The sequence below is a fragment of the Sphingobium fluviale genome (assembly GCF_004122115.1).
GTDB lineage: Bacteria > Pseudomonadota > Alphaproteobacteria > Sphingomonadales > Sphingomonadaceae > Sphingobium > Sphingobium fluviale.
On the sequence record NZ_SBKP01000013.1, the window covers coordinates 1 to 21,112 of the forward strand.

Annotated in this window: 22 protein-coding genes; 8 read left to right on the forward strand and 14 right to left on the reverse strand. The window is 62.7% G+C overall.

Going from position 1 to position 21,112, the window contains the following annotated elements; all coding sequences use genetic code 11:
* Positions 1 to 434: 434 nt before the first annotated feature.
* Positions 435 to 1,235, forward strand: coding sequence for a nucleoside triphosphate pyrophosphohydrolase (gene mazG / locus EQG66_RS12030; RefSeq protein WP_281273946.1), 801 nt, complete (start codon positions 435 to 437; stop codon positions 1,233 to 1,235).
* A gap of 322 nt (positions 1,236 to 1,557) precedes the next feature.
* Entirely contained in the window at positions 1,558 to 2,103 is a 546-nt protein-coding gene (locus tag EQG66_RS12035) for a hypothetical protein (protein ID WP_129404846.1), read from the forward strand.
* 325 nt (positions 2,104 to 2,428) lie between these two features.
* Here the strand turns inward: EQG66_RS12035 and EQG66_RS12040 are convergent, their stop codons facing one another.
* The 9 genes from EQG66_RS12040 to dusB form a co-directional block, all read right to left on the reverse strand.
* Positions 2,429 to 2,719 carry a type II toxin-antitoxin system RelE/ParE family toxin gene (locus EQG66_RS12040; RefSeq protein WP_129404847.1) on the reverse strand — a complete coding sequence of 97 codons (291 nt, stop codon included), beginning with the start codon at positions 2,717 to 2,719 and terminating at the stop codon, positions 2,429 to 2,431.
* Positions 2,712 to 2,957, reverse strand: a complete 246-nt coding sequence (locus tag EQG66_RS12045) for a type II toxin-antitoxin system ParD family antitoxin (RefSeq protein WP_129404848.1) — start codon at positions 2,955 to 2,957, stop codon at positions 2,712 to 2,714. The genes EQG66_RS12040 and EQG66_RS12045 overlap by 8 nt, the downstream gene beginning before the upstream one ends.
* Positions 2,958 to 3,100: 143 nt before the next feature.
* Positions 3,101 to 4,438, reverse strand: coding sequence for a GTPase HflX (gene hflX, locus EQG66_RS12050; protein ID WP_129404849.1), 1,338 nt, complete (start codon positions 4,436 to 4,438; stop codon positions 3,101 to 3,103).
* A 226-nt stretch (positions 4,439 to 4,664) separates the two neighbouring features.
* Positions 4,665 to 5,177, reverse strand: coding sequence for an RNA chaperone Hfq (gene hfq / locus EQG66_RS12055; protein ID WP_281273947.1), 513 nt, complete (start codon positions 5,175 to 5,177; stop codon positions 4,665 to 4,667).
* 129 nt (positions 5,178 to 5,306) lie between these two features.
* Entirely contained in the window at positions 5,307 to 6,677 is a 1,371-nt protein-coding gene (gene ntrX, locus EQG66_RS12060) for a nitrogen assimilation response regulator NtrX (RefSeq protein ID WP_129404851.1), read from the reverse strand.
* Entirely contained in the window at positions 6,667 to 8,937 is a 2,271-nt protein-coding gene (locus EQG66_RS12065; RefSeq protein WP_220428662.1) for a sensor histidine kinase, read from the reverse strand. Before EQG66_RS12065 ends, ntrX begins: the two co-directional genes overlap by 11 nt.
* Before the next feature lie 81 nt (positions 8,938 to 9,018).
* Positions 9,019 to 10,482, reverse strand: coding sequence for a nitrogen regulation protein NR(I) (ntrC, locus tag EQG66_RS12070; RefSeq protein ID WP_129404911.1), 1,464 nt, complete (start codon positions 10,480 to 10,482; stop codon positions 9,019 to 9,021).
* An 8-nt stretch (positions 10,483 to 10,490) separates the two neighbouring features.
* On the reverse strand, positions 10,491 to 11,573 hold the full coding sequence (locus EQG66_RS12075; RefSeq protein ID WP_129404912.1) for a two-component system sensor histidine kinase NtrB: 1,083 nt from the start codon (positions 11,571 to 11,573) through the stop codon (positions 10,491 to 10,493).
* 29 nt (positions 11,574 to 11,602) lie between these two features.
* Complete coding sequence (gene dusB, locus EQG66_RS12080) at positions 11,603 to 12,601, reverse strand: tRNA dihydrouridine synthase DusB (RefSeq protein WP_129404852.1); 999 nt, start codon at positions 12,599 to 12,601, stop codon at positions 11,603 to 11,605.
* 102 nt (positions 12,602 to 12,703) lie between these two features.
* Here dusB and EQG66_RS12085 point away from each other — a divergent pair, with 102 nt between their 5' ends.
* Together EQG66_RS12085 and EQG66_RS12090 are read left to right on the forward strand one after the other, a co-directional pair.
* A complete protein-coding gene (locus EQG66_RS12085) occupies positions 12,704 to 13,876 on the forward strand; it encodes a bifunctional 2-C-methyl-D-erythritol 4-phosphate cytidylyltransferase/2-C-methyl-D-erythritol 2,4-cyclodiphosphate synthase (RefSeq protein ID WP_129404853.1) in 1,173 nt (390 codons plus the stop codon).
* Between the two features lie 8 nt (positions 13,877 to 13,884).
* Entirely contained in the window at positions 13,885 to 14,394 is a 510-nt protein-coding gene (locus EQG66_RS12090) for a CinA family protein (RefSeq protein ID WP_129404854.1), read from the forward strand.
* On the opposite strand, the gene EQG66_RS12095 is transcribed toward EQG66_RS12090, so the two are convergent.
* Together EQG66_RS12095 and lipA are read right to left on the reverse strand one after the other, a co-directional pair.
* Positions 14,349 to 14,816 (reverse strand): type II toxin-antitoxin system RatA family toxin, encoded by a 468-nt coding sequence (locus tag EQG66_RS12095; protein WP_129404855.1) that lies wholly within the window; start codon positions 14,814 to 14,816, stop codon positions 14,349 to 14,351. The genes EQG66_RS12090 and EQG66_RS12095 overlap by 46 nt on opposite strands.
* A gap of 4 nt (positions 14,817 to 14,820) precedes the next feature.
* Entirely contained in the window at positions 14,821 to 15,798 is a 978-nt protein-coding gene (gene lipA / locus EQG66_RS12100; RefSeq protein ID WP_129404856.1) for a lipoyl synthase, read from the reverse strand.
* Positions 15,799 to 15,840: 42 nt separating this feature from the next.
* On the opposite strand from lipA, the gene EQG66_RS12105 reads away from it, so the two are divergent.
* From EQG66_RS12105 to EQG66_RS12120, 4 genes are read left to right on the forward strand one after another with little or no spacing between them, the layout of a single operon-like run.
* Positions 15,841 to 16,800, forward strand: coding sequence for a sodium-dependent bicarbonate transport family permease (locus EQG66_RS12105; RefSeq protein ID WP_129404857.1), 960 nt, complete (start codon positions 15,841 to 15,843; stop codon positions 16,798 to 16,800).
* 4 nt (positions 16,801 to 16,804) lie between these two features.
* Positions 16,805 to 17,116, forward strand: coding sequence for a P-II family nitrogen regulator (locus EQG66_RS12110; protein ID WP_129404858.1), 312 nt, complete (start codon positions 16,805 to 16,807; stop codon positions 17,114 to 17,116).
* Positions 17,116 to 17,754 carry a carbonic anhydrase gene (locus tag EQG66_RS12115; protein WP_129404859.1) on the forward strand — a complete coding sequence of 213 codons (639 nt, stop codon included), beginning with the start codon at positions 17,116 to 17,118 and terminating at the stop codon, positions 17,752 to 17,754. Before EQG66_RS12110 ends, EQG66_RS12115 begins: the two co-directional genes overlap by 1 nt.
* On the forward strand, positions 17,751 to 18,635 hold the full coding sequence (locus EQG66_RS12120) for an alpha/beta fold hydrolase (protein WP_129404860.1): 885 nt from the start codon (positions 17,751 to 17,753) through the stop codon (positions 18,633 to 18,635). Before EQG66_RS12115 ends, EQG66_RS12120 begins: the two co-directional genes overlap by 4 nt.
* 62 nt (positions 18,636 to 18,697) lie before the next feature.
* On the opposite strand, the gene ndk is transcribed toward EQG66_RS12120, so the two are convergent.
* The 3 genes from ndk to EQG66_RS12135 all read right to left on the reverse strand — a co-directional run bounded on the left by ndk (position 18,698) and on the right by EQG66_RS12135 (position 21,111).
* Positions 18,698 to 19,120, reverse strand: a complete 423-nt coding sequence (gene ndk, locus EQG66_RS12125) for a nucleoside-diphosphate kinase (RefSeq protein WP_129404913.1) — start codon at positions 19,118 to 19,120, stop codon at positions 18,698 to 18,700.
* 92 nt (positions 19,121 to 19,212) lie between these two features.
* Positions 19,213 to 19,656, reverse strand: coding sequence for a DNA polymerase III subunit chi (locus EQG66_RS12130; protein WP_129404861.1), 444 nt, complete (start codon positions 19,654 to 19,656; stop codon positions 19,213 to 19,215).
* Positions 19,657 to 21,111 carry a leucyl aminopeptidase gene (locus EQG66_RS12135; RefSeq protein WP_129404862.1) on the reverse strand — a complete coding sequence of 485 codons (1,455 nt, stop codon included), beginning with the start codon at positions 21,109 to 21,111 and terminating at the stop codon, positions 19,657 to 19,659. It lies immediately after the preceding gene.
* Between the last annotated feature and the right edge of the window lies 1 nt (position 21,112).

A 21,112-nucleotide genomic window follows, 5' to 3' on the forward strand; every position in this document is an offset into this window, starting at 1 on the left:
GCCTGCAAGGGCGTCGTGGCGAACGAAGTGGACACGGTCGCTGATACTGATGAAAGACCACCGTAACCGCAAGCCTTTCGCCATCACACTGGACACAGTTTACATGGACAGTTCTGGTAGTGCTATTAACATAATATATATTATCGGATTTGCAGATGGCATCAGATGGACCGTTGAAGCCGGGCATCCCCCCTCACACCGCTCACACGGCTCACACGGCTCACACGGCTCACACCGCTCGCTCGGCTCAAACTGCTCTCACGGCGCAAACCGCTGACGGTATCGACGTCGCCACCGGTGAGCGAGACGCGCACGCTCCGGCGTTGGCCGATGATACGGCACTGACTGACGGTATCGACCTCGCCTGCAATGAGCGCGACGCGCACTCAGCGTCGCCGGCCGAGACGGCACGGACCGACAGCACACCCGCAGACATCGCACCGCTGGTGGCGATCATGGCGCGGCTGCGCGATCCGGACACCGGCTGCCCGTGGGACGTCAAACAGACCTTCGCCACCATCGCGCCCTACACGATCGAGGAAGCCTATGAGGTTGCCGACGCTATCGCGCGCAACGACATGGCGGAGCTGCGCGACGAGCTGGGCGACCTGCTTCTCCAGGTGGTCTATCATGCGCGGATCGCCGAGGAATCCGGTCATTTTGCGCTGGCGGACGTGATCGCCGCGATCTGCGACAAGATGGTCCGCCGCCATCCGCATGTGTTCGGGCCGGATGGCGCGACTTCGCCCGGCTGGGAGGAAATCAAGGCCGCCGAACGCGCGGAAAAGCCATCGAAAACAGACGAAGGGAGCGCGCTTTCAGGCGTTGCGACCGCCCTTCCCGCGCTGGTTCGTGCCGAAAAGCTGCAAAAACGCGCCGCGCGCACCGGGTTTGACTGGCCGGATACGGACGGCGTTTACGCGAAGATCGACGAGGAACTGGCCGAGGTCCGCGCCGCCAATGCTCAAGACGAACAGGTCGAGGAGATCGGCGACCTGCTGTTCGCGGTCGTCAACCTGGCGCGCCATATGAAGGTGGATGCAGAGAGCGCCCTGCGCGCCGCCACTGCGAAGTTTGAGCGGAGATTTCGAAGTATGGAAATGAGGTCTGTGGATCAGGGTATTGATTTTGTGTCTTTATCCTTGGACGAGAAAGAGACGCTGTGGCAGGCGGCAAAGGCGGCAGAAGAGGATAATAAAGCTTCGGATACCGATGCTTCTTCGGTGACCAAATGACGGACGCGGCCCTTGTTCCCTCGTCATGCTGAACTAGTTTCAGCATCCATCGTGCACCACAAAGCGTTGTCCAACCCGGAGACATGGACCCTGAAACCGGTTCAGGGTGACGGTGTACAACAGATACACGTTTGACGTCAGGCCGCCGTGGCTTGGCGGATGTCTGATTAGGTGTGGGAAGGGACAGTCTGCTTTCTGGCTTGAAAGTTGGATAGTGGATTCTGCATCGAATTTGGTATGGAGCGATCATCCATTTCACGACTAAACCTGAACACAGTTACGCAAAGCTATGCCGTTTACGCCTCCAGAATTCTTCCTCCCTATGCGCGCCGTTGTCGCGGATATTACCTCGTGGTTCGATTGGGACGCCCTAAGCGCGATTGGCACCGTAGGTGCTCTTTGGTTTGCAGTCGTGCAGTCATCACGGACTGGCAGACTTGAACGAGCCCGCGCGATCGGCACTTTGACAGCCCTCAACAGCCTCATAGAACCGATTTGTGAAGCTGTTCCGATCTTTCCCGGCGAGCCCACTCGCCTTCTGAGCACCGATGAACTGACGTACCTGATCGATAGCCGGGAGATTGTCGAGAGGGCACTTTCCGGCCTCAAGCTTCTAACCATTCCTGATGTAGCGGCTGCCGGTGTCAGTGAGTGGTATATGGCACTCCCGATCGCATTGGAAGAGGTGCTTGAGAGCTTACCTAAATCGCGCCATGACACGCTTAGGCTAAAGGACGTCAGCCACACACACGGCATCCGGTACATTTCGGAAGCGAGCGAGAATTTTCGGGAAAATCGAGACCTTATACAACACGGTCGGCTGGGGCGACTAATAATGCGCAGAGTTCGCCGCTTTCGTTATGAGTAGAATTAGAGATGATGCTCAACGTAATCTGCTGTGGCAGTGATCACTGGGCACGTCGGTTTTCGACGTAGGCAAAGTTTATTCCAACGTCCGCAATGTTGTCCTCTCCCGACAATCCACCCTTCAAAGACACATCATCAATCCCGCGCCATAAACCGTGCATAGGCCGGTTCTGACAACCGCACGGAAACGGCGAGCGTCGCGCCATTCGCCCCCTGCTCTTCCACGCTCAGCACTTCCTCATGCTCATGCAGCCATGCGAGCGTCGCGCCGTCCTGTGTGGGGAGCGTGATGTCATGTACCTTGCCGCCTAATCCACAGTCGCTGGCTAAATGTACCGCGCGGCGTCCATGCGACCATGCAGGATGCGCACAACTTCGATGCCGTAACCCGTTATGCGGAAATAGACGATATGTCGCTCTACCCCGCGCCGCCGATAGCCTCGCCTGATGCGGTCACATGCCGGGGCGGTTTTCGGGGCTTCGGCCAGTTCTTCAAAAGCGGCCGTCAGCGTGTCCGTGTAACGGTGCGCCTGCTCGATGCCCCATTGGTTGCAGGTGTAACGCCAAATCCCCTCCATGTCGCTTTCGGCGGCGGGGGAAAGGCGATATTCAGCCATATGTGGCGGTCATGCGCTGCTTGAACGCGGCGGCGTCAAACGGCCTTGGTGTGCCGCTGTTCTCGCCCTCGATGAGCGCCGCGCGGATAGCCTCGACCTCGGCGGTGCGCTCCTGTTCGCGGCGGATAAGGTCGCGGATGGCTTCGCTGTCGTTTGTGTAGTGGCCTGCGGCGACCTGCGCCGCAATCCAGGCGTCTTGCTGCTCGGTCAGGGTGATGGTTTTTCGTACGGTCGCCATATCGCGCACTCCATGATATGCCAAGTGTTTGATGATATGTTCATACTATTGGTGTAATATAACACCGTTCCGCCTCAACGCGAAGCAGTTTTATCTGCTGCGGCCCTTATTGCCTGTTTAGCGGTTGCCTCGAGCGCGCGCAGTCAGTCCCGCGCCATAAAGCGCGCATAGGCGGGATCTGACAGCCGCACGGAGACAGCGAACGTCGCGCCGTCCGCCCCCTGCTCCTCCACGCCCAACACCTCGCCATGCTCATGCAGCCACGCCAGTGAAGCGCCGTCCTGTGCGGGGAGCGTGAGGCGGTGGACCTTGCTGCCCTGCGTCATCCGGTCTGCCACCGCGCGGCGCAGCGCATCCACCCCCTCTCCCGTCACGGCGGAGAGCGGCACGACATCGGCGCGGCGTGCGGCGGCGCTCAGCACATCGTCCCGTGCCTCGCCGTGCAACAGGTCGATCTTGTTCCATGCCTCGATATAGGCGGGCGCGAGCGCGTCGGCTTCCGCGCCCTCCCCCTGCCCCGCCGGGGTGACGCCGAGTTCGGACAAGACCTGCATCACATCGGCGCGCTGCGCCTCCGTATCGGGATGCGAAATATCGCGCACATGAATGATGAGATCGGCGTGGACCACCTCCTCCAGCGTTGCGCGGAAGGCGGCGATGAGCTGAGTCGGGAGGTCTGACACGAAGCCGACGGTGTCAGACAGGATCGCCTTGTCCAGCCCCGGCAGGCTGATCTGGCGCATCGTTGGATCCAGCGTGGCGAACAGCATGTCCTGCGCAGTGACATCCGCGCCGGTCATGCGATTGAAAAGCGTGGATTTTCCTGCATTGGTATAGCCCACCAGCGCGATCACCGGCCAGGGCGCGCGCTGGCGGCGGGCGCGGTGGAGGCCGCGGGTGCGAGTCACCTGATCCAGCTCGCGCCGGATCTTGGCCATGCGGTCGCGGATCATGCGGCGGTCCGCCTCGATCTGCGTCTCGCCCGGCCCGCCCAAGAAGCCGAAGCCGCCGCGCTGGCGCTCAAGGTGGGTCCAGCTGCGCACGAGGCGCCCGGCCTGATAATCGAGATGCGCGAGTTCGACCTGCAGGCGGCCCTCATTGGTGGCGGCGCGTTCGCCGAAGATTTCGAGGATCAGCCCGGTGCGGTCGATCACCTTGGCGGAGAACGCCTTTTCGAGATTGCTCTGCTGAACGGGGCTTAAGGGATTGTCGACGATGACCAGCTCGGCCCCGTGCGCCTCGGCCTGTGCAGCAATCTGCTCCACCTGCCCGCTGCCGAACAGGGTTGCGGGCTTGATCTGGCGGACGCGGAAGCTGTCACTCCAGACGACCTCGATGCCGATGGCGAGCGCAAGCCCCCTCGCCTCCTCCAGCCGCGCGGCGGCATCGCGCATGGCCGGGCCGGGGACATCGGCGCGCACCACCAGCGCGCGCGTGCCACGGGCGACTTCGTCGTCGCTATCGCGGTTGAAGACGCTCATCGCGCTAGGGCCTGTGGGGATTCAGCCCATACGGGCCTGCGAACGGCGGCTTTCTGCGCTTCCGGTGCTCACGTACCTGCAAGTACGCTGCGCTCCGGTTCTCGAAATCCACCATTCTCGGCTCCATCTGAACTGAATCTCCACAGGCCCTAGAGCATTTTCAGAATGACCAGAAAACGGCCGTCTCGAAAATGGCCTAAGTCGGCCATGAGCGCTCCGGTCAGCCTTATTCCTTGTCGTCCTGCTCGGCCTCACCGGAGAGGTCGAGCGGGCGCGAGGGCTGCACGGTGGAGATCGCGTGCTTATAGACCAGCTGCGCCATGCCATCACGCTCCAGCAGCATGCAGAACAGATCGAACGCCGCGACCGCGCCTTGCAGCATCACGCCGTTCACCAGAAACATCGTCACCGGATCATCGGACCGCTGCACTGCGCTGAGGAACACTTCCTGCAGCAGCTTGGACTTGCGGCCTGCCTCGGCGAAGGCCTTGCGCACATCGCTCAGCTCCAGCGGCTGCGCGGGCATGACGGTGGAGATGGCGTGTTTATACACCAGTTGCGACTGCCCATCGCGCCGCAGCAGGACGGAGAAATTGTCGAACCAGGTGATGATGCCCTGTAGCTTGACGCCTTTCACCAGAAACATGGTGACTGGCGTCTTGGTCTTGCGGAGGTGATTCAGGAAAATGTCCTGAAGATTGTTTGACTTGTCGGCCATGATGCTAACAGCCTTCCTTATTGGCGGAATGTTACCCGCACTCGCGCCCGTGCCGGGCGTCGTGCCAGTCCGGCGCGGCTCGCCGGAGACAATGACTTGTACCGCAGTTGCGAAGACAATTCCATGACTGAAATGACGGTAAGTAAAAAATCAGTCCCGGTCGTCCGTTAACCCCAACAGCTTCAGTTTCCGGTGCAATGCCGAGCGCTCCATGCCGATGAAACTCGCGGTGCGGGAAATGTTTCCAGAGAACCGCCGGATTTGTACGCGCAGATATTCACGCTCGAAATTCTCGCGCGCCTCGCGCAAGGGCGCGGTCATGATCGAACTGGGCATCGCCTGATCGCTCGTTTCGGCGGCTGAAGCCTCGGCGGGCAGCATATCCAGCTCGATCCGGCCGATGCGGCTACCCGGCGCGAGAATCATCGTGCGCTCGATCATGTTGCGCAGCTGGCGGACATTGCCCGGCCACTCGCCCGCCTGAAGGGCCGCCATCGCATCCGGCGCGATTTCGGGCGGCGGGACCCGCCGGTCTGCCGCAAAACGCGCGACATAATGCTCCACCAGAGTCGGGATATCCTCGCGTCGCTCGGCCAGCGAGGGGATGACCAATGGCACGACATTGAGGCGATAGAACAGATCCTCGCGGAAGTGCTTTTCCTCGATTTTTTCGGCGAGATTGGTTGCGGTGGAACTGATGAAACGCACATCCACCTTCACCTGACGCTGGCCGGAGACGCGGGTGAAGCTCTGATCGGTCAGCACGCGCAGGATTTTGGCCTGCGTAGTGAGCGGCATGTCCGCCACTTCATCGAGATAGAGCGTGCCGCCATGCGCCTGCTCCAGATAGCCGGGGCGCACCAGGCCGCTGGGGTCTTCCACCCCGAACAGCTCTTCCTCCACACGCTCCGGGTCCATCCGCGCGGCGGTGACGATGACGAACGGGCCATCCGCCCGCCCGCTCCAGTTGTGGAGCATGCGCGCGGCTACTTCCTTGCCCACGCCCGCCGGCCCGGTGATGAGCACGCGGCTGCCGGTGCCTGCCACTTTCTTGATCGTGGCGCGGATGCTGTTGATGACGCCCGATGTGCCGGTCAGCTCATCATCCTGCCCTACCCGCGCCTTCAGCTCCTGATTCTCGCGCCGCAGCCGCTCTGTCTCTGTCGCGCGCGAGACGAGGTGGAGCAGGCGGTCTGCCTCGAACGGCTTTTCGATGAAGTCGGCTGCCCCTTTGCGGATGGCGGCGACTGCGGTGTCGATATTGCCGTGGCCGGAGATCATCAGCACCGGGATGGAGGAATCATGCCGCTTGATCTCGTCGAGTATCTCTAGCCCATCGAGCCGGGAGCCTTGCAGCCACACATCGAGCAGCACCAGCGAGGGCCGCCGCACGGCAAGCGCCTCCATAGCCTCATCGGCATTGGCGGCGGTGCGCGTCTGGTAGCCTTCGTCATCGAGCACCCCGGCGACCAGCTCGCGAATGTCCTCTTCATCGTCCACGATCAGAATATCAAGCGCCATGAGCCAAGGCTTCTCCCTTCCTGTCGAGTACTGCGGTCTGTTCCTCGATCCGGGCCAGATGATCGGGATCGAGCATGATGCGCACCAAAGCGCCGCCTTCCGGAACGTCCGCAAAGTGCATGGTGCCGCCATGTTCCTGCACGATGCGGTTGACGATGGCGAGGCCGAGGCCGGTGCCCTTGGCGCGCGTGGTCATATAGGGTTCGATCATGCGGTCGCGCTCCGGCGGCAGGCCGGTGCCGTTATCTTTCACCTCTATCGCGATGCGGCCATCCGCCTCGCGCGCGATGCGCATGCCGACCTCGCCCTTGTGGTCCGCCTCTGTGAGGCAGCGGGCTTCCACCGCCTCCACCGCGTTCTTGACGATGTTGGTCAGCGCCTGCCCGATCTGCCGCCGGTCGCACACAAGGCTGGCCTCGCCCGCCTCGTTGGCGAAGGTGAAACGGATGGCGGGATGCGCCACCTCGTGCAGGAACAGCGAGTGGCTGGCGATGTCCGCCAGCGCCTCTGCCCTGAACACGGGCTTGGGCATGCGGGCAAAGGCCGAAAACTCGTCCACAATGCGCCGCAGATCACCCACTTGCCGCACGATCGTGCCGGTGAGGCGGGTGAAAGTGGCGCGATCGTTGTCGATCTGGTCGGCATAGCGGCGCTGGAGCCGCTCCGCCGCAAGCTGGATGGGGGTCAGCGGGTTCTTGATCTCGTGGGCGATGCGCCGGGCAACGTCAGACCATGCGGCACGGCGCTGGTCAGACAGTTGCTGCGTGATGTCGTCAAAGGTCAGCACATGGCCGCTCTGGTCCTTGACGATCTTGACCGCGAGCGTGCGCAGGTCTGTGCCCGCCCGGATCTGCACGATCTCCGCCACGGCGCCTTCCACCAGCAGGTCATCCAGATCGCGCGAAATCGCGCGCAGGGGATATTCGGTCACATCCTCCTCCTGCACCGCGAGGATTGCCCGCGCCGAATCATTCATCATCCGCACGTGACGGTCCTGCGACACGGCAAGCACGCCGGCGCTCACGCCTGACAGGATCGCCTCGATAAAGGCGCGGCGGTTTTCGAGCTGGGAGTTGGCGGCCATCAGTGCGCCGGTCTGCCCCTCCAGCCGCTGGGTCATGCGGTTGAACGCGCTGGAAAGTACGCCGATCTCATCGCGCGCATGCGGCCCGGCGACGCGCACGCTCAGGTCTCCCGCCGCCACAGCCCGCGCTGCGCCCACCAGCTCGTTCACCGGCTTCACCAGCCTGTCCGCCACCTTGAGCGCGATCCACACCGCAATGCCGATCAACCCAAGAGACCCGATGAACAAGGCAAAGTTGAAGCGGATTTGCAGTGCGCGGGACTGGCGCGCAAAGCTCTCATAATTGTTGAGTACCGCTTGCGCGCGCTTCACCTGGCTGAAAGCGGGCGCATCCGAATCGCGCGTGGCATAGAGGTAGATGCGCCGGTCCGGGTAGAGCTGGGTAAAGGCCTGAATCTGGTCTGGCGCGGCAGAGACGACCACCCCCTCGCCCTTCGCCAGCCGGTTGACGATATCCTTGGTGAGATACTGCGCGACAGGGCGCTGGTCCGGGTCCACGGTGGCGGCGGTGCGGGCGATGCCATCCGGCCCGATCTCGATGATGGCGGAGCGGTTGAGCTTTCGCGTAACCACCTGATAAATATAGCCCTCGGCAAACTCAGGGCTGTTGACGCGTGACTGGTTGAGATAGTCGCGCAGGTCGCTCGCCATCGTCAGCGTTTCGTCGCCCACCTCGCGCAGGTTTTGCTCATAATAGCCGCGGGCGAAATTGCCCGCGTTCTGGAGCATCGCACGGGCGCTGTCCGAAAACCAGAACTGCACGCCATATTGAAACAGCAACGAGGCGAAGATCACCACCAGCAGCATCGGGATGCTGGCGATCAGCGAGAATATGGCGACGAGGCGGACATGGAGCTGCCCATCGCCGCCAATAGCGGACCGTGCGGCCCGGCGCATCGCCACCCGCCTGCCAATCAACACCAGCAGCGCGATGGCCGGGACCAGATTAACGATCAGCAACAGCGCCACGACCGGCGGCGAGAGCAGCGCGGACTTGTCATCCTGCCGCGACAGCGAAAAATAGGTTGCTATCGCCGTCGCCAGCATCACGCCAACAGCCGCAATCTCTGCACCAGCAAAGAAACGGGGGTTGCGGGTCCATGCCCGGAATAGTCGCGATGCCCGGCTCAGCAAAATGGCGAAATTATCCTCCTGGATCGGATGCGTTGCAGCCATACAACAACTGTGTGCCATGATAAACACAGGAAATGCGATATTCGGTTGATCCGAACGAGGCCACGAAGCGACGCTTGGGAATCAGCCTCTCAGCCGCGCCGGATCGATATCGTAATCGGTAAGTTTCTTGCGCAGCGTGTTGCGATTGATGCCGAGCAGGCTCGCTGCGCGGATCTGGTTGCCATCGACGGCGGATAGCGTCTCGCGCAGCAGTATCGGCTCGATCAGCGCCAGCATCGCATCGTGCAGGCCTGCGCCGTCGCCATAAGTGGTGGCGGAAACGCGCTGGCGCACCCACTCCTCCAGCAGGCGGTGGAGATCGTCTGATGCAGCCTCGCCAGACGACGCCGCTATGTCTGCCATGTCGATATTGGCGCGCACCGCCTCTACCGAGATCACATCCTCACGGATCAGCACCGCCATGCGCTGCATCAGGTTTTGCAGCTCGCGCACATTGCCGGGCCAGCTATAGAGCGAGAGGAGCTGTGCGGCCTGCGGATCGAGGCTCTTGCGGGGCAGCCCCTCCTGCGCCGCATGGTCAAGGAAATGCCGCGCCAGCAACGCCACATCGTCACGCCGGGCGCGCAGCGGCGGCAGGTCTATCGGCACCACATTGAGGCGGTAATACAAATCCTGCCGAAAGCGGTTTTCGGCAATCAGCGAGGGCAAATCCTTGTTGGTGGCGGCAATGATGCGGACATTGACGTGCACCGGGGTGGAGCCGCCCACCGTCGTCACCTCGCCGCTCTGGAGCACGCGCAGCAGGCGGGTCTGCGCCTCCAGCGGCATATCGCCGATCTCGTCCAGGAACAGCGTGCCGCCATCGGCCTGCTCAAACTTGCCCGCCGTGCGCTGGGTCGCGCCGGTGAACGCGCCCTTCTCATAGCCAAACAGTTCCGCCTCGATCAGTTCGCGCGGGATGGCGGCCATGTTGACGGCGATGAACGGATGCACACGCCGGTGGCCAAGGCGGTGGATCGCCTGCGCCACCAGCTCCTTGCCGGTGCCCGATTCGCCGAGAATGAGGATACTGAGGTCATTGCCCAGCACCCGCGCCACGGTGCGATAAACCTCCTGCATGGCCGCGGAACGGCCAACGAGCGGCATATCGTCGCTGATCTGGTTGTCGTCTTCCGTCGGCGGCGCGGCGCCAGTGGGCGTGCCGCCTGCCACGCTCCGCGCGGCAAGGCCATCGTTGACCGCGCGGGTCAGCTCGTTCAGGTCGAACGGCTTGGGCAGATATTCGAACGCGCCCTGTTCCGCCGCCCGCACGGCGGTGTTGAGCGTGTTCTGCGCCGACAGGATGATGACCCGCATGCCGGGCCAGCGCTCAGTGATCGCCTGCACATCGTCCAGCCCGTCGCCATCGGGCAGCTTGACGTCGGTCACGAGGATATCGGGCTGGAAGGTGGCGAGCAGCTGTGCCCGCTCGGCAATCGTGCCGCCGACCTTGACGATGTGGCCCGCGCGGCGCAGCGCCTCGCTCACCACCACGCAGATTGCCTGATCGTCATCGACGACCAGCACCTTGCCGCTGGCAGACATCCTGCCCATTATACCGGCGCCATTGGCAGGAGGATACGGAATATGGTTTCCTTGAGCGCCTCGTCCCGGCTGTGCTGCACAAATCCGTTCATATCGCGTACCAGCTTGTCGACCAGCGCGAGGCCCAGCCCTTGCCCGTCGCGCTTGGTGGAGATGAAGGGGTTGAACAGATCGTCGCGGATATGCGCGGGAACGCCGGGGCCATTGTCACTCACCACGATCTCTATTGGGAGGATTGCGTTCCCCTTGCCCTCGCCCAGCATCACAGAGACGCCATGGCGGAACGCTGTCTCTATCCGCAGCACGGGCTTTTCCTGCGTGATGGCCGCTTCGCTGGCGTTTTTGAGCAGGTTGATGACGATCTGCGAGAGCGCATCGGGGTTGCACAGCGCAAAGGGCAGCGAGGGGTCATATTTGCGGACGATGTGAATATCGCTGGCGAAGCCGGTGCTGGCGATCTGGATCGCGCGGTCCAGCACCGGATAGATGTTGATCGCTGAGCAATCGAGCGGGCGTTCGGTCGTGAAATCCTGCATCCTGTCGATCAGGGCGGCGATGCGGTCTACCTCGTCGCAGATCAGCTGGGTGAGCGCGGCGTCGCCTTCACTGCCTCCGCCCGAAAGGAGCTGCGCCGCGCCGCGTATGCCCGACAGCGGGTTCTTGATCTCGTGCGCGAGGATCGCCGCTGCGCCCATGGCCGAGCGCGCGCCGCCCGATGTTCGCCGCCCGCCGATCGCCTGCGCAAGGCTCTGGGCGTGGATCGTCACCACGCGCCAGCCTTCATGCTCCGCCAGCGGCGCGATCATCACGTCCGCCTTGATCGCCGCGTTGCGCCCGGCGTGGAGCGAGATGTCATAAGCGGCGAGCGGCTTGTCTGACTGCCAGAGCTGGAAGCGCGGATTTTCGTCTTCGATCCGCACCGTGCGGGCGATGTCGCTGCCGATGATCGCGGTGCGCGCCATGTTGAACAGCGCTTCGGCACGGCCGTTCGCCTCGCGGATGATGTTATCAGGGCCGATCAGCAGGCTTGCCACCGGCAGGGCAGCGAAGATGTCTACCGCCCCCGGACCCAGACGACTCGCAGGCGGCATCAGATGCGCGGCTCTGGCCGGTGCGCTTGTCACGCCGCCGCTTTGCTTAAGTGCGGCTCGTAAAAGCGCGCCAGCATATCGAGCACGGTGCGGCTATCGGGGATCTGGTTCACGGCATTGCGAAACTCCGCCGAGCCGACCAGCCCCTTGGTATACCAGCCCAGATGCTTGCGCGCGATGTTGACGCCGACCTGCTCGCCATAATGCTCCAGCATGGCGCGGTAATGCTCGATGATGAGGGCATATTGCTCGTCCATCGATGGCTCGCCGCGCGGGGTGCCGCCAGAAAGCGCCTGCATCACCTGCCCCAGCAGCCACGGCTTGCCATAGGCGCCGCGGCCGATCATCACGCCATCGGCGCCGCTCTGCGCCAGCGCGGTGCGCGCGTCCTCAACCGAGCAGATGTCACCATTGACGATGACCGGCAGGCTGACGGCTTCCTTCACACTGCGAACGAAGGCCCAGTCCGCGCTGCCCTTGTACATCTGGTTGCGGGTGCGGCCATGCACGGTGATGAGCTGTGCGCCCAGATCCTGCGCGATGCGCGCCAGCTCCGGCGCGTTGAGGCTGGAGTGATCCCAGCCCATGCGCATCTTGACGGTGACGGGCACATCGACAGCCTTGACGGTGGCCTCGATCAGGCGCGCGGCGAGCGGCAGATCGCGCATAAGGGCGCTGCCCGCGTCGCCATTGACTACCTTTTTCACCGGGCAGCCCATGTTGATGTCTATGATCGCCGCGCCCTTGTCGGCATTGAGCTTGGCCGCCTCGGCCATCTCCTCAGGTACGCAGCCCGCAAGCTGCATCGAAACCGGCTCCTCGCTCAAATGCCATGCCGCCTTTTGCAGCGACTGCCGCGTCTGGCGGATCATCGCGGGAGAGGCGATCATCTCCGTGACGTTGAGGCCAGAGCCATAGCGCCGCACAAGGGTGCGAAACGGCATGTCCGTCACGCCCGTCATCGGCGCGAGGATTACCGGCGTGTCAATCGTGACCGGCCCGATCTGGATGGGCTTCAATGTCTGCATGGATTTCAAATCTGCCTAAAAAACAGGCAGGCCATAGCCGAACGCGCTGTGCCTCGCAAGGAGTCTGGCGTTGCGGCGCATGCTCCTCTATGGCGCGGCGTCATGACAGAGGGGCGCTCCATCGTTGCCATCATTGTTGCCGCCGGGGTTGGCGCGCGCGCCGGGCTGGGCGCGCCCAAGCAATATGCGCTGCTGGGTGGCCGGGCGGTGCTGGCGCATGGCTATGCCGCTTTGGCGTCTCACCCGCGCATCAGCCGCGTCATCGTCGCCATCGGGCCGGGACAAGAGGCCATGGCGCGGGAGGCTTTGGCGGGCGTTGCGGGGGATCCGTGGTTGATCGAGGGCGGCGCGACCCGGCGCGAGTCCGTCATGGCGGCTTTGGCGGCGGTGGAGGCTGCGGGCGGCGCGGAGGCTGTGCTCATTCATGACGCCGCGCGGCCTTTCGTGCCCTCGGCGGTGATAGACAGGCTGATCGATGCGCTGGAGCGGCATGAGGGCGCAATACCGGCGCTTGCCGTGGCCGATACACTGGTGCGTGACGAGGGTGGCGCGATGGGTGATGGCGTGCCGCGCGATGGCCTGATGCGCGCGCAGACGCCGCAGGCCTTTCGGTTCGGAACTATCCTTAAGGCGCATCGCGCCTGCCCTGCCGATGCGGATGTGACCGATGATGCGGGCCTGCTGCGGCTGATGGACATTCCCGTGGCGCTGGTGGAGGGAGACCCGATGCTCGACAAGCTCACCTATCCGGCGGATTTCGCCCGCGCCGAGGAGATGCTGCGCGCGCGGATGCTGCCGCGCACCGGCAACGGCTATGATGTGCATCGGCTGGTAGCGGGCAAGCCCTTGTGGCTGTGCGGCGTAGAGATTGCGCACGAGGCAGGGCTTTCCGGCCATAGCGATGCCGATGTCGCGATCCATGCGCTGGTCGATGCGATCCTCGGTGCGCTGGCGGAGGGCGACATCGGCCAGCATTTCCCGCCGTCCGATCCGCAATGGAAAGGCGCGGCGTCGCACCGCTTTCTGGAGTTCGCGCGCGAGCGGGTGAAGGCGCGTGCCGGCGTGATTGCGCATGTCGATGTCACGATCATCTGTGAAGCGCCCAAGATCGGCCCGCACCGCGAAGCCATGCGCGCGCGGCTGGCGGATCTTCTCGCCCTCCCCCTCGCCCGCGTTTCCGTAAAGGCCACCACAACCGAGCGCCTCGGCTTTACCGGGCGGAAAGAGGGCATCGCCGCTCAGGCGGTTGCTAGTCTGTTAGTGCCGGAGCTATAAGAATGACGATGACCGACTCCATTCTCCACCCCGATCTGGTCGCGCTGGCGCAGCGCGTGGTGGACGAAAACCGCCGCATGGGCCGAACCTTTGCGCTGGCAGAGAGCTGCACCGGCGGTCTGGTGGCGGCGGCGATTACGGAAATACCCGGCAGTTCGGATGTGTTTGAGGCTGGGTTCGTAACGTATTCCAATGAGATAAAGCAGGAACTTCTCAAAGTCTCGCAAGATGTGCTGGAGACGTTCGGTTCTGTCTCCATCGCCTGCGCCTGGGCGATGGCGCAGGGTGCGCTGATCAAGAGTCACGCCCATGTGGCGGTGGCGATCACGGGCATTGCCGGGCCGGGCGGCGGCAGCGAGCAGAAGCCGGTCGGCACCGTGGTGTTCGCGCGGGCAGAGCGGGGCGCAAATCCTGACAAGGTCGTGGCCGACATGAAGCTGTTTGACAACAACGGCCGGTCAGGCGTTCGCCTTCAGGCGGCGTTGTGCGCGCTGGAGCTGTTGCTACCCGAAGCGTAAAGCTCGGCCGCGCGCGCCTCGAACGCGCCGATCATCTTGCGCAGCGCCTTGTCAAACATTTGCCCGGCCATCATCTCGAACAGCTTGTTTTTGAACGCGAAATCGACCTCGAAGTCGACGAACACGCCGCCCGCGCCATCGCTGCGAAAGCGCCAGTCGTTGGAGAGGTGCTTCAGCGGGCCTTCGAGATAATCGACATGCACCCGCTCAGGCCGCAGCTTGTGAACGCGTGAGGTGAAGCTCTCGCGCAGGCCCTTGAAGCCGACGATCATGTCCGCCACCATCTCGGTCGCGCTGTCGGAGCGCACGCGGATTGCCGTCACCCACGGCAGGAATTCCTCATAGGCCTTAACATCTGCCACCATGTCGAACATCTGCTCGGGGCTGTAGGGCAGATGCCGGGTCTCCTTGTGCTGCGGCACGCTGCTACCCTTTGGCGCGGGCCAGTTGCGCCTCGCGCGCGGCGCGCATTTCCGCGAAATCCTTGCCGGCATGATAGCTGGAGCGCGTCAGCGGGCTGGCGGCGACCTGAAGGAAGCCCTTGGCGCGCGCGATCGCGGCATAGGCATTGAAACCTGCGGGCGGCACGAACTCTATCACCTTGGCGTGCTTGGGCGTGGGCTGAAGATATTGGCCCATCGTCAGGAAATCGATGTCGGCGGAGCGCATGTCATCCATCACCTGATGCACCTCAAGCCGCTCCTCCCCTAGCCCCAGCATGATGCCGGACTTGGTGAAGATCGAGGGATCGAGCCGCTTGACGCTTTCGAGCAGGCGCAGCGACGCATAATAGCGCGCGCCGGGGCGGATGGTGGGGTAAAGGCGCGGCACGGTCTCAAGATTGTGGTTATACACATCAGGCCGGGCGCGCACGATTGCCTCCACGGCGGCCTCGTGCTTGTTGCGGAAATCGGGCGTCAGGATTTCGATCGTCGTTTGCGGCGTGGTGCGGCGCAATGCCTCGATCACCTTCACGAACTGCGACGCGCCGCCATCGGGCAAATCGTCCCTGTCCACAGAGGTGATGACAATATGCTCCAGCCCCATTTCTGCGGCGGCATCGGCAAGGTTCTGCGGTTCGTTGACGTCAACCTTGCGCGGCATGCCGGTCTTGACGTTGCAGAAAGCGCAGGCGCGGGTGCAGACATCGCCCAGGATCATCACGGTGGCGTGTTTCTTGGTCCAGCACTCGCCGATATTGGGGCAGGCAGCCTCCTCGCACACGGTGGCGAGGCCTTTGTCGCGCATCAGCTTTTTAGTCGCCATATAGCCGGGGCTGGTTGGCGCCTTGACCCTGATCCAGTCAGGCTTGCGCGCACGAGCCGGGGCGTTTGTGTCCACAAGGGGGGGGAGATTTTCCTTCATACAGCCCAGATAGCGACGCAATTGCTCCTTGCCAACCATTTCGCCTAGCCATAGTGCCAGCCGAACATTGAGAGGCAGACCATGATCGTCGAAACACTGACATCCCCGGTAATCCTGTTTTTCGTCCTTGGCATTTTCGCTGCACTCATCAAATCCGACCTCGCCATTCCCGAAGCCTTTGCCAAAGCGATGTCGATCTACCTGATGGCTGCAATCGGCTTGAAGGGCGGCATCGAAGTTTCTGCGTCGGGTTTTACGCCTGACCTCGCGACAGCCGCACTTGCGGGCCTTGCATTGAGCTTCCTGCTGCCTTTCTTCGCCTTTGCACTATTGACCCGTTTCGGTGGGCTGGGGCAGATCGATGCCGGTGCGGTCGCGGCGCATTATGGGTCAGTCAGCGTCGTGACTTTCGTAACAGCCAAGGAAATCCTCACCGGGCAAGGCCTGTCACCCGCAGGATATATGGTCGCCGTTCTCGCCCTGATGGAAACGCCAGCCATTATCAGCGGCCTATTGCTCGCCCGCCGTGGACAATTGAACAGCAATACCGAGTCATCCGGCAATGGTCTGCTGCATGAAGTTTTCGCCAATGGCTCTGTTGTTCTGCTCGTTGGCAGTTTCGTCATCGGTCTGATTGCGGGCAAAGACGGCTTTGAACCTGTCAAGCCTCTGTTCGAGACTGGCTTTCGCGGCGTACTCTGCTTGTTCCTGCTTGATATGGGACTGGTCGCGGCGCGCAGGTTAACGCAATCCAAAAAGCTAAATGCAAGGCTGGTGGCGCTTGCCCTGATCATTCCTGTAACGAACGGGGCTTTAGGTGTCACGATCGGCACTTTGATCGGGCTTGATGTAGCTTCTGCGGCTGCGCTGGGCATATTGGCAGCCAGTGCCTCCTATATAGCCGTGCCGGCTGCAATGCGAATGGCCCTGCCTGAGGCTGATCCCGGCATTTATCTGTCGATGTCACTGGGAATAACTTTTCCCTTCAACATCATCATCGGCATCACCCTATTTTCACAGCTCGCATCCATGATAGGATAAGCCGATGGTTGAAACCGTCACACGCAAACGCATCGAAATTTTAGTTGATACGCCACTTGTTCCGCGCCTGATAAAGCACGCGCGTGAAGTCGATATTTCAGGGTGGAGCCTGATCCACGTCGATGCAGGCGGCGGGCACGACGGGGCATGGCAGCATGATGACGTGACTGAGGCTGCCGCCAAGACCATCATCCTTATAATAGCATCGGAGGCCAAGGCGGCAGCTCTTGTCGATGCGCTGGCCCCCTTGCTCGACAGTTACGGCCTGTTGCTCACAGTAGGCGATATTCAGGTTGTCCGTGGAGATCGTTTCTGATGGCTGATTTTTCTCACATGATTGAGGGATATCGCCGCTTTCGCGAAACAGGCTGGGCGCAGCAGCGCGAGCGCTGGGACGAGCTGCGCGATGGGCAAAGCCCCAAGGTGATGATCATCGCCTGCTCTGACAGCCGGGTGGACCCCTCGCAGATATTCGATACCAACCCCGGCGAAGTGTTCGTGGTGCGCAATGTCGCGGCGCTGGTGCCGCCGTTCGAGACAGCGCCGGGGCGGCATGGCGTCTCTGCCGCGCTAGAGTTTGCGGTGCAGGTGCTCAAGGTGAGCGAGATCCTCGTGATGGGCCATGGCCGCTGCGGCGGGTGCCAGGCGGCGCTGACGCAGGAACTGAAAGACGCGCCTCCCGGTGAAGGCGGCTTCATCGCCCACTGGATCGACCTGCTTGATGACGCACGCGACAAGGTGCGCGCTGAGTTTGGCGACGATCACAGCCGCGAGGCGCTGCGCGCGATGGAGAAGGAGGGCGTCAAGGTAAGCCTCGCCAACTTGCGCACTTTTCCCTGCATCCGCGACAAGGAAAAGGCGGGCGAGATCAGCCTTATCGGCGCCTATTTCGCGATCTCTGACGGCGTGCTGCATGTGCTTGATGAGGCGAGCGGGGAGTTCGCTGCGGCGTGAGCGATTTCCTCTCCAGTCCTGCCTCGCGCACCTTCATATCCCAGCGGCTGCGGCTGCATTATGTCGATTGGGGAAACCCTGACGCCCCGCCGCTGTTGCTGCTGCACGGCGGGCGGGATCATTGCCGCAACTGGGACTGGCTGGCGCAAAACCTGTGCGACAGATACCACATCATCGCGCCGGATTTGCGCGGACATGGCGATAGCGCGCACTCGTCCGATGGCTACTACGCGATGGAATGCTTCGTCTATGACCTCGCGCAGTTGATCCATCAGCAGGGGCTGGCCCCGCTCAACATCGTCGCGCATTTGCTGGGCGGCAACATCGCCCTGCGCTATACCGGGCTTTTCCCGGAGAATGTTCGGCGGCTGGTGGCGATTGAGGGGCTGGGAGACGCCCCGGCGGTGGTGGAACAGCGCATGAAGATCCCGGTCTTCGATCGTATGCGCACATGGATCGACTCGGGACGGGCAATGAGCAGTCGGCAGCCTCGCCGCTATTCCGGCATCGAGGAAGCGCTGCAACGGATGATGCAGGAAAACCCGCATCTCACCCTGGAGCGCGCCCGCCATTTGACGGTTCATGGCGTCAGCCAGAACGAGGATGGCAGCTATAGCTGGAAGTTCGATAATTATCTGCGCGTCCTGCCTCCGGTTGACATCAGCCAGGCGGAAAAAGAGCAGCTATGGCAGCGGATTACCTGCCCTACGCTGCTGGTCTATGGCAAGCAGAGCTGGGCATCAAACCCCGCCGAGGATGGCCGGGCGCGCCATTTTCAAAACGCGCGCGTGTCGCTTTATGACAATGCCGGGCACTGGGTGCATCATGACCGGCATGATGATTTCCTGGCCGAAGTCGAGGCGTTTCTGGCCGAGGATTAAGCGCCCAAAGACAAAGGGCCGCCCCGGCGGGACGGCCCTCTTGCCTTGAATACGGCTTAAAATCAGCCGACGATCTCGTCTTTCTTGAAGAAATAGGCGATCTCGGTCGCGGCATTTTCTTCGCTGTCCGATCCGTGGACCGAATTGGCCTCGATCGATTCGGCGAACAGCTTGCGGATCGTGCCCTCATCGGCGTTTTCCGGGTTGGTCGCGCCCATGATGTCGCGGTTGCGCTTCACGGCGTTTTCGCCTTCCAGCACCTGAACCACCACCGGGCCAGAGATCATGAACGCCACCAGATCAGCAAAGAAGGGGCGTTCCTTGTGGACGGCGTAAAAGCCCTCGGCCTGCTCGCGGCTCATGCGGATGCGCTTGGACGCGACGACGCGCAGGCCAGCTTCTTCCAGCTTCGCGGTGATCGCGCCGGTGAGGTTGCGGCGGGTGGCGTCGGGCTTGATAATCGAAAAAGTGCGGGTAACGGCCATTTTGAAAAGGCTCCACTGGTTGATCGGATGACGATTGGCGGGCGCTTTAGCCGCGATGCTGCGGCGCGGCAAGGGGATTAATCATGCCCTTCTTATGGCCCCTCGATCCATTTGCGCCCTTCTTGCCGCCAGAAGCGGGGCGTTACATCAGCTCGGCCCTTCAGCGCGCGCCAGCAATCCCGCGCGGCGGCTATCGTGCCATCATCGAAGAAATAGAAAGCGCGCTCGAAAGACAAAGCCTCTTCCCTCCAAACGCCGTCGGTCAGCGCAATGTTCCGCGCGGCGTTGGCTGGAGTGGCTGCGGCCTCCGCAGTCAGCAGGATCGGCTGCATCGCGTCATCGCCCTCCCCCGCTATCCCATGCGCGAGGAAGCTCTCCGGCTTCCATTCCCACAGCGCGCGGGAGAAACGAGCAAGCGCGCCCTCGCGCCCATCCACCACCAGCAGCCGCGCGCCATCATCCAGCAGCTTTTGCGCGATAACGGGCAGCACCTGCTCCACGGGATCACGGCTGAGCTGATAGAAGTCTACTCTCACCTATTGCTCGAACTTGTCGGCCACCAGCCGGTCTAGCAGGCGCACGCCAAAGCCGGTGGCCCCCTTGTCCCATGTGCCGCCGGGTTTGTCGGCCCAGACCATGCCCGCGATATCGAGATGCGCCCATTTCACGCCCTCGTCGATGAAGCGCTTGATGAACTGTGCGGCGGTGATCGACCCGGCATAGCGGCCGCCGGTGTTTTTCATATCCGCAATCGGGCTGTCGATCATCTTGTCATAGGCATCGCCCAGCGGAAAGCGCCAGAGCTTGTCGCCTGCGGCCGTTCCCGCCGCCAACAGATCATCCGCCAGCGAGTCGTCATTGCTGAACAGGCCGCCATGTTCATTGCCCAGAGATACGATCATCGCGCCTGTGAGCGTCGCGAGGTCGATCAACGTGGCGGGTTTATAGGTCTGCTGCGCCCATGTGATGACATCGCACAGGACAAGCCGCCCTTCTGCATCGGTGTTGATGACCTCTATCGTCTGGCCAGACATCGAGCTGACGACATCGCCCGGCCGTTGCGCATTGCCATCGGGCATGTTCTCGACCAAGCCGCAGATGCCGATGACCCGCGCCTTCGCCTTGCGCAAGCCAAGCGCGCGCATAGTGCCCGCTACGGCGCCCGCACCGCCCATATCCCACTTCATGTCTTCCATGCCCGCGGCAGGCTTGATCGAGATGCCACCGGTATCGAATGTCACGCCCTTGCCGACCAGCACGAGCGGGGTTGCGGCGGCGTCATTCGTGCCGTTCCACTCCATGGCGAGCAGGCGCGGCTTGCGCACAGAACCTTGCGCCACGCCCAGAAGCGCGCCCATGCCAAGGCTTGCCATCTCGGTTTCATCGAGCACGGTGAGCTTGACGCCCAGCCCTTCAAGCGCGCGGCACCGCTCGACGAAGCTTTCGGGATAGAGGATGTTGGCAGGCTCTGCCACCAGATCGCGGGTGAAGCGCACGCCCTCGGCCACGGCAGAGAGGTGCGCCCACTCGCCCGCGCAGTCCGCGCCGCTCACCAGCTCGACCGTGGCGAGAGTCGGCTTCTGCTTTTCCGGCTGCTTGGTGCGGTATTTGTCGATGCGCCAGCCGCGCAGCTCTGCACCCAGGCCGAAGCGCGATACGCCCGCTGCCGTCACCGGCCCTGCCGCCTCGAAGCTGACCGAGGCGAAAGTCGCGCCCGATGTCAGCAGCCGCGCGGTGAGCGCCGCCCCGGCCTTTTCCATGTCCGCATCGCTCGCGCCACCAACGCCAAGCAGAAGCACACGCCGCGCCTGCCCATCTATCTGCATGAAACTCTCGACCACCGCCCCACATTCGCCCGCAAAGCGCGCCAGCGCGGCGGCGCCTGCCATATCGGCCACAGCAGCGGGCAACAGCTCCAGCCCGCCGGTCTTCACGGTATAGACAAGCGCATCGGCTTGTGCAGAACGGGCAGCGGCAAAACGAATGTCCATT

Excerpts from the sequence above, each read along its gene's own strand:
- EQG66_RS12035 (WP_129404846.1), top strand. The coding sequence starts at position 1,558 with ATGCGCGCCGTTGTCGCGGATATTACCTCGTGGTTCGATTGGGACGCC.
- EQG66_RS12040 (WP_129404847.1), bottom strand. The coding sequence starts at position 2,719 with ATGGCTGAATATCGCCTTTCCCCCGCCGCCGAAAGCGACATGGAGGGG.
- EQG66_RS12045 (WP_129404848.1), bottom strand. The coding sequence starts at position 2,957 with ATGGCGACCGTACGAAAAACCATCACCCTGACCGAGCAGCAAGACGCC.
- hflX (WP_129404849.1), bottom strand. The coding sequence starts at position 4,438 with ATGAGCGTCTTCAACCGCGATAGCGACGACGAAGTCGCCCGTGGCACG.
- ntrX (WP_129404851.1), bottom strand. The coding sequence starts at position 6,677 with ATGGCGCTTGATATTCTGATCGTGGACGATGAAGAGGACATTCGCGAG.
- EQG66_RS12065 (WP_220428662.1), bottom strand. The coding sequence starts at position 8,937 with ATGGCTGCAACGCATCCGATCCAGGAGGATAATTTCGCCATTTTGCTG.
- ntrC (WP_129404911.1), bottom strand. The coding sequence starts at position 10,482 with ATGTCTGCCAGCGGCAAGGTGCTGGTCGTCGATGACGATCAGGCAATC.
- EQG66_RS12075 (WP_129404912.1), bottom strand. The coding sequence starts at position 11,573 with ATGCCGCCTGCGAGTCGTCTGGGTCCGGGGGCGGTAGACATCTTCGCT.
- dusB (WP_129404852.1), bottom strand. The coding sequence starts at position 12,601 with ATGCAGACATTGAAGCCCATCCAGATCGGGCCGGTCACGATTGACACG.
- EQG66_RS12085 (WP_129404853.1), top strand. The coding sequence starts at position 12,704 with ATGACAGAGGGGCGCTCCATCGTTGCCATCATTGTTGCCGCCGGGGTT.
- EQG66_RS12090 (WP_129404854.1), top strand. The coding sequence starts at position 13,885 with ATGACCGACTCCATTCTCCACCCCGATCTGGTCGCGCTGGCGCAGCGC.
- lipA (WP_129404856.1), bottom strand. The coding sequence starts at position 15,798 with ATGGTTGGCAAGGAGCAATTGCGTCGCTATCTGGGCTGTATGAAGGAA.
- EQG66_RS12105 (WP_129404857.1), top strand. The coding sequence starts at position 15,841 with ATGATCGTCGAAACACTGACATCCCCGGTAATCCTGTTTTTCGTCCTT.
- EQG66_RS12110 (WP_129404858.1), top strand. The coding sequence starts at position 16,805 with ATGGTTGAAACCGTCACACGCAAACGCATCGAAATTTTAGTTGATACG.
- EQG66_RS12115 (WP_129404859.1), top strand. The coding sequence starts at position 17,116 with ATGGCTGATTTTTCTCACATGATTGAGGGATATCGCCGCTTTCGCGAA.
- ndk (WP_129404913.1), bottom strand. The coding sequence starts at position 19,120 with ATGGCCGTTACCCGCACTTTTTCGATTATCAAGCCCGACGCCACCCGC.
- EQG66_RS12135 (WP_129404862.1), bottom strand. The coding sequence starts at position 21,111 with ATGGACATTCGTTTTGCCGCTGCCCGTTCTGCACAAGCCGATGCGCTT.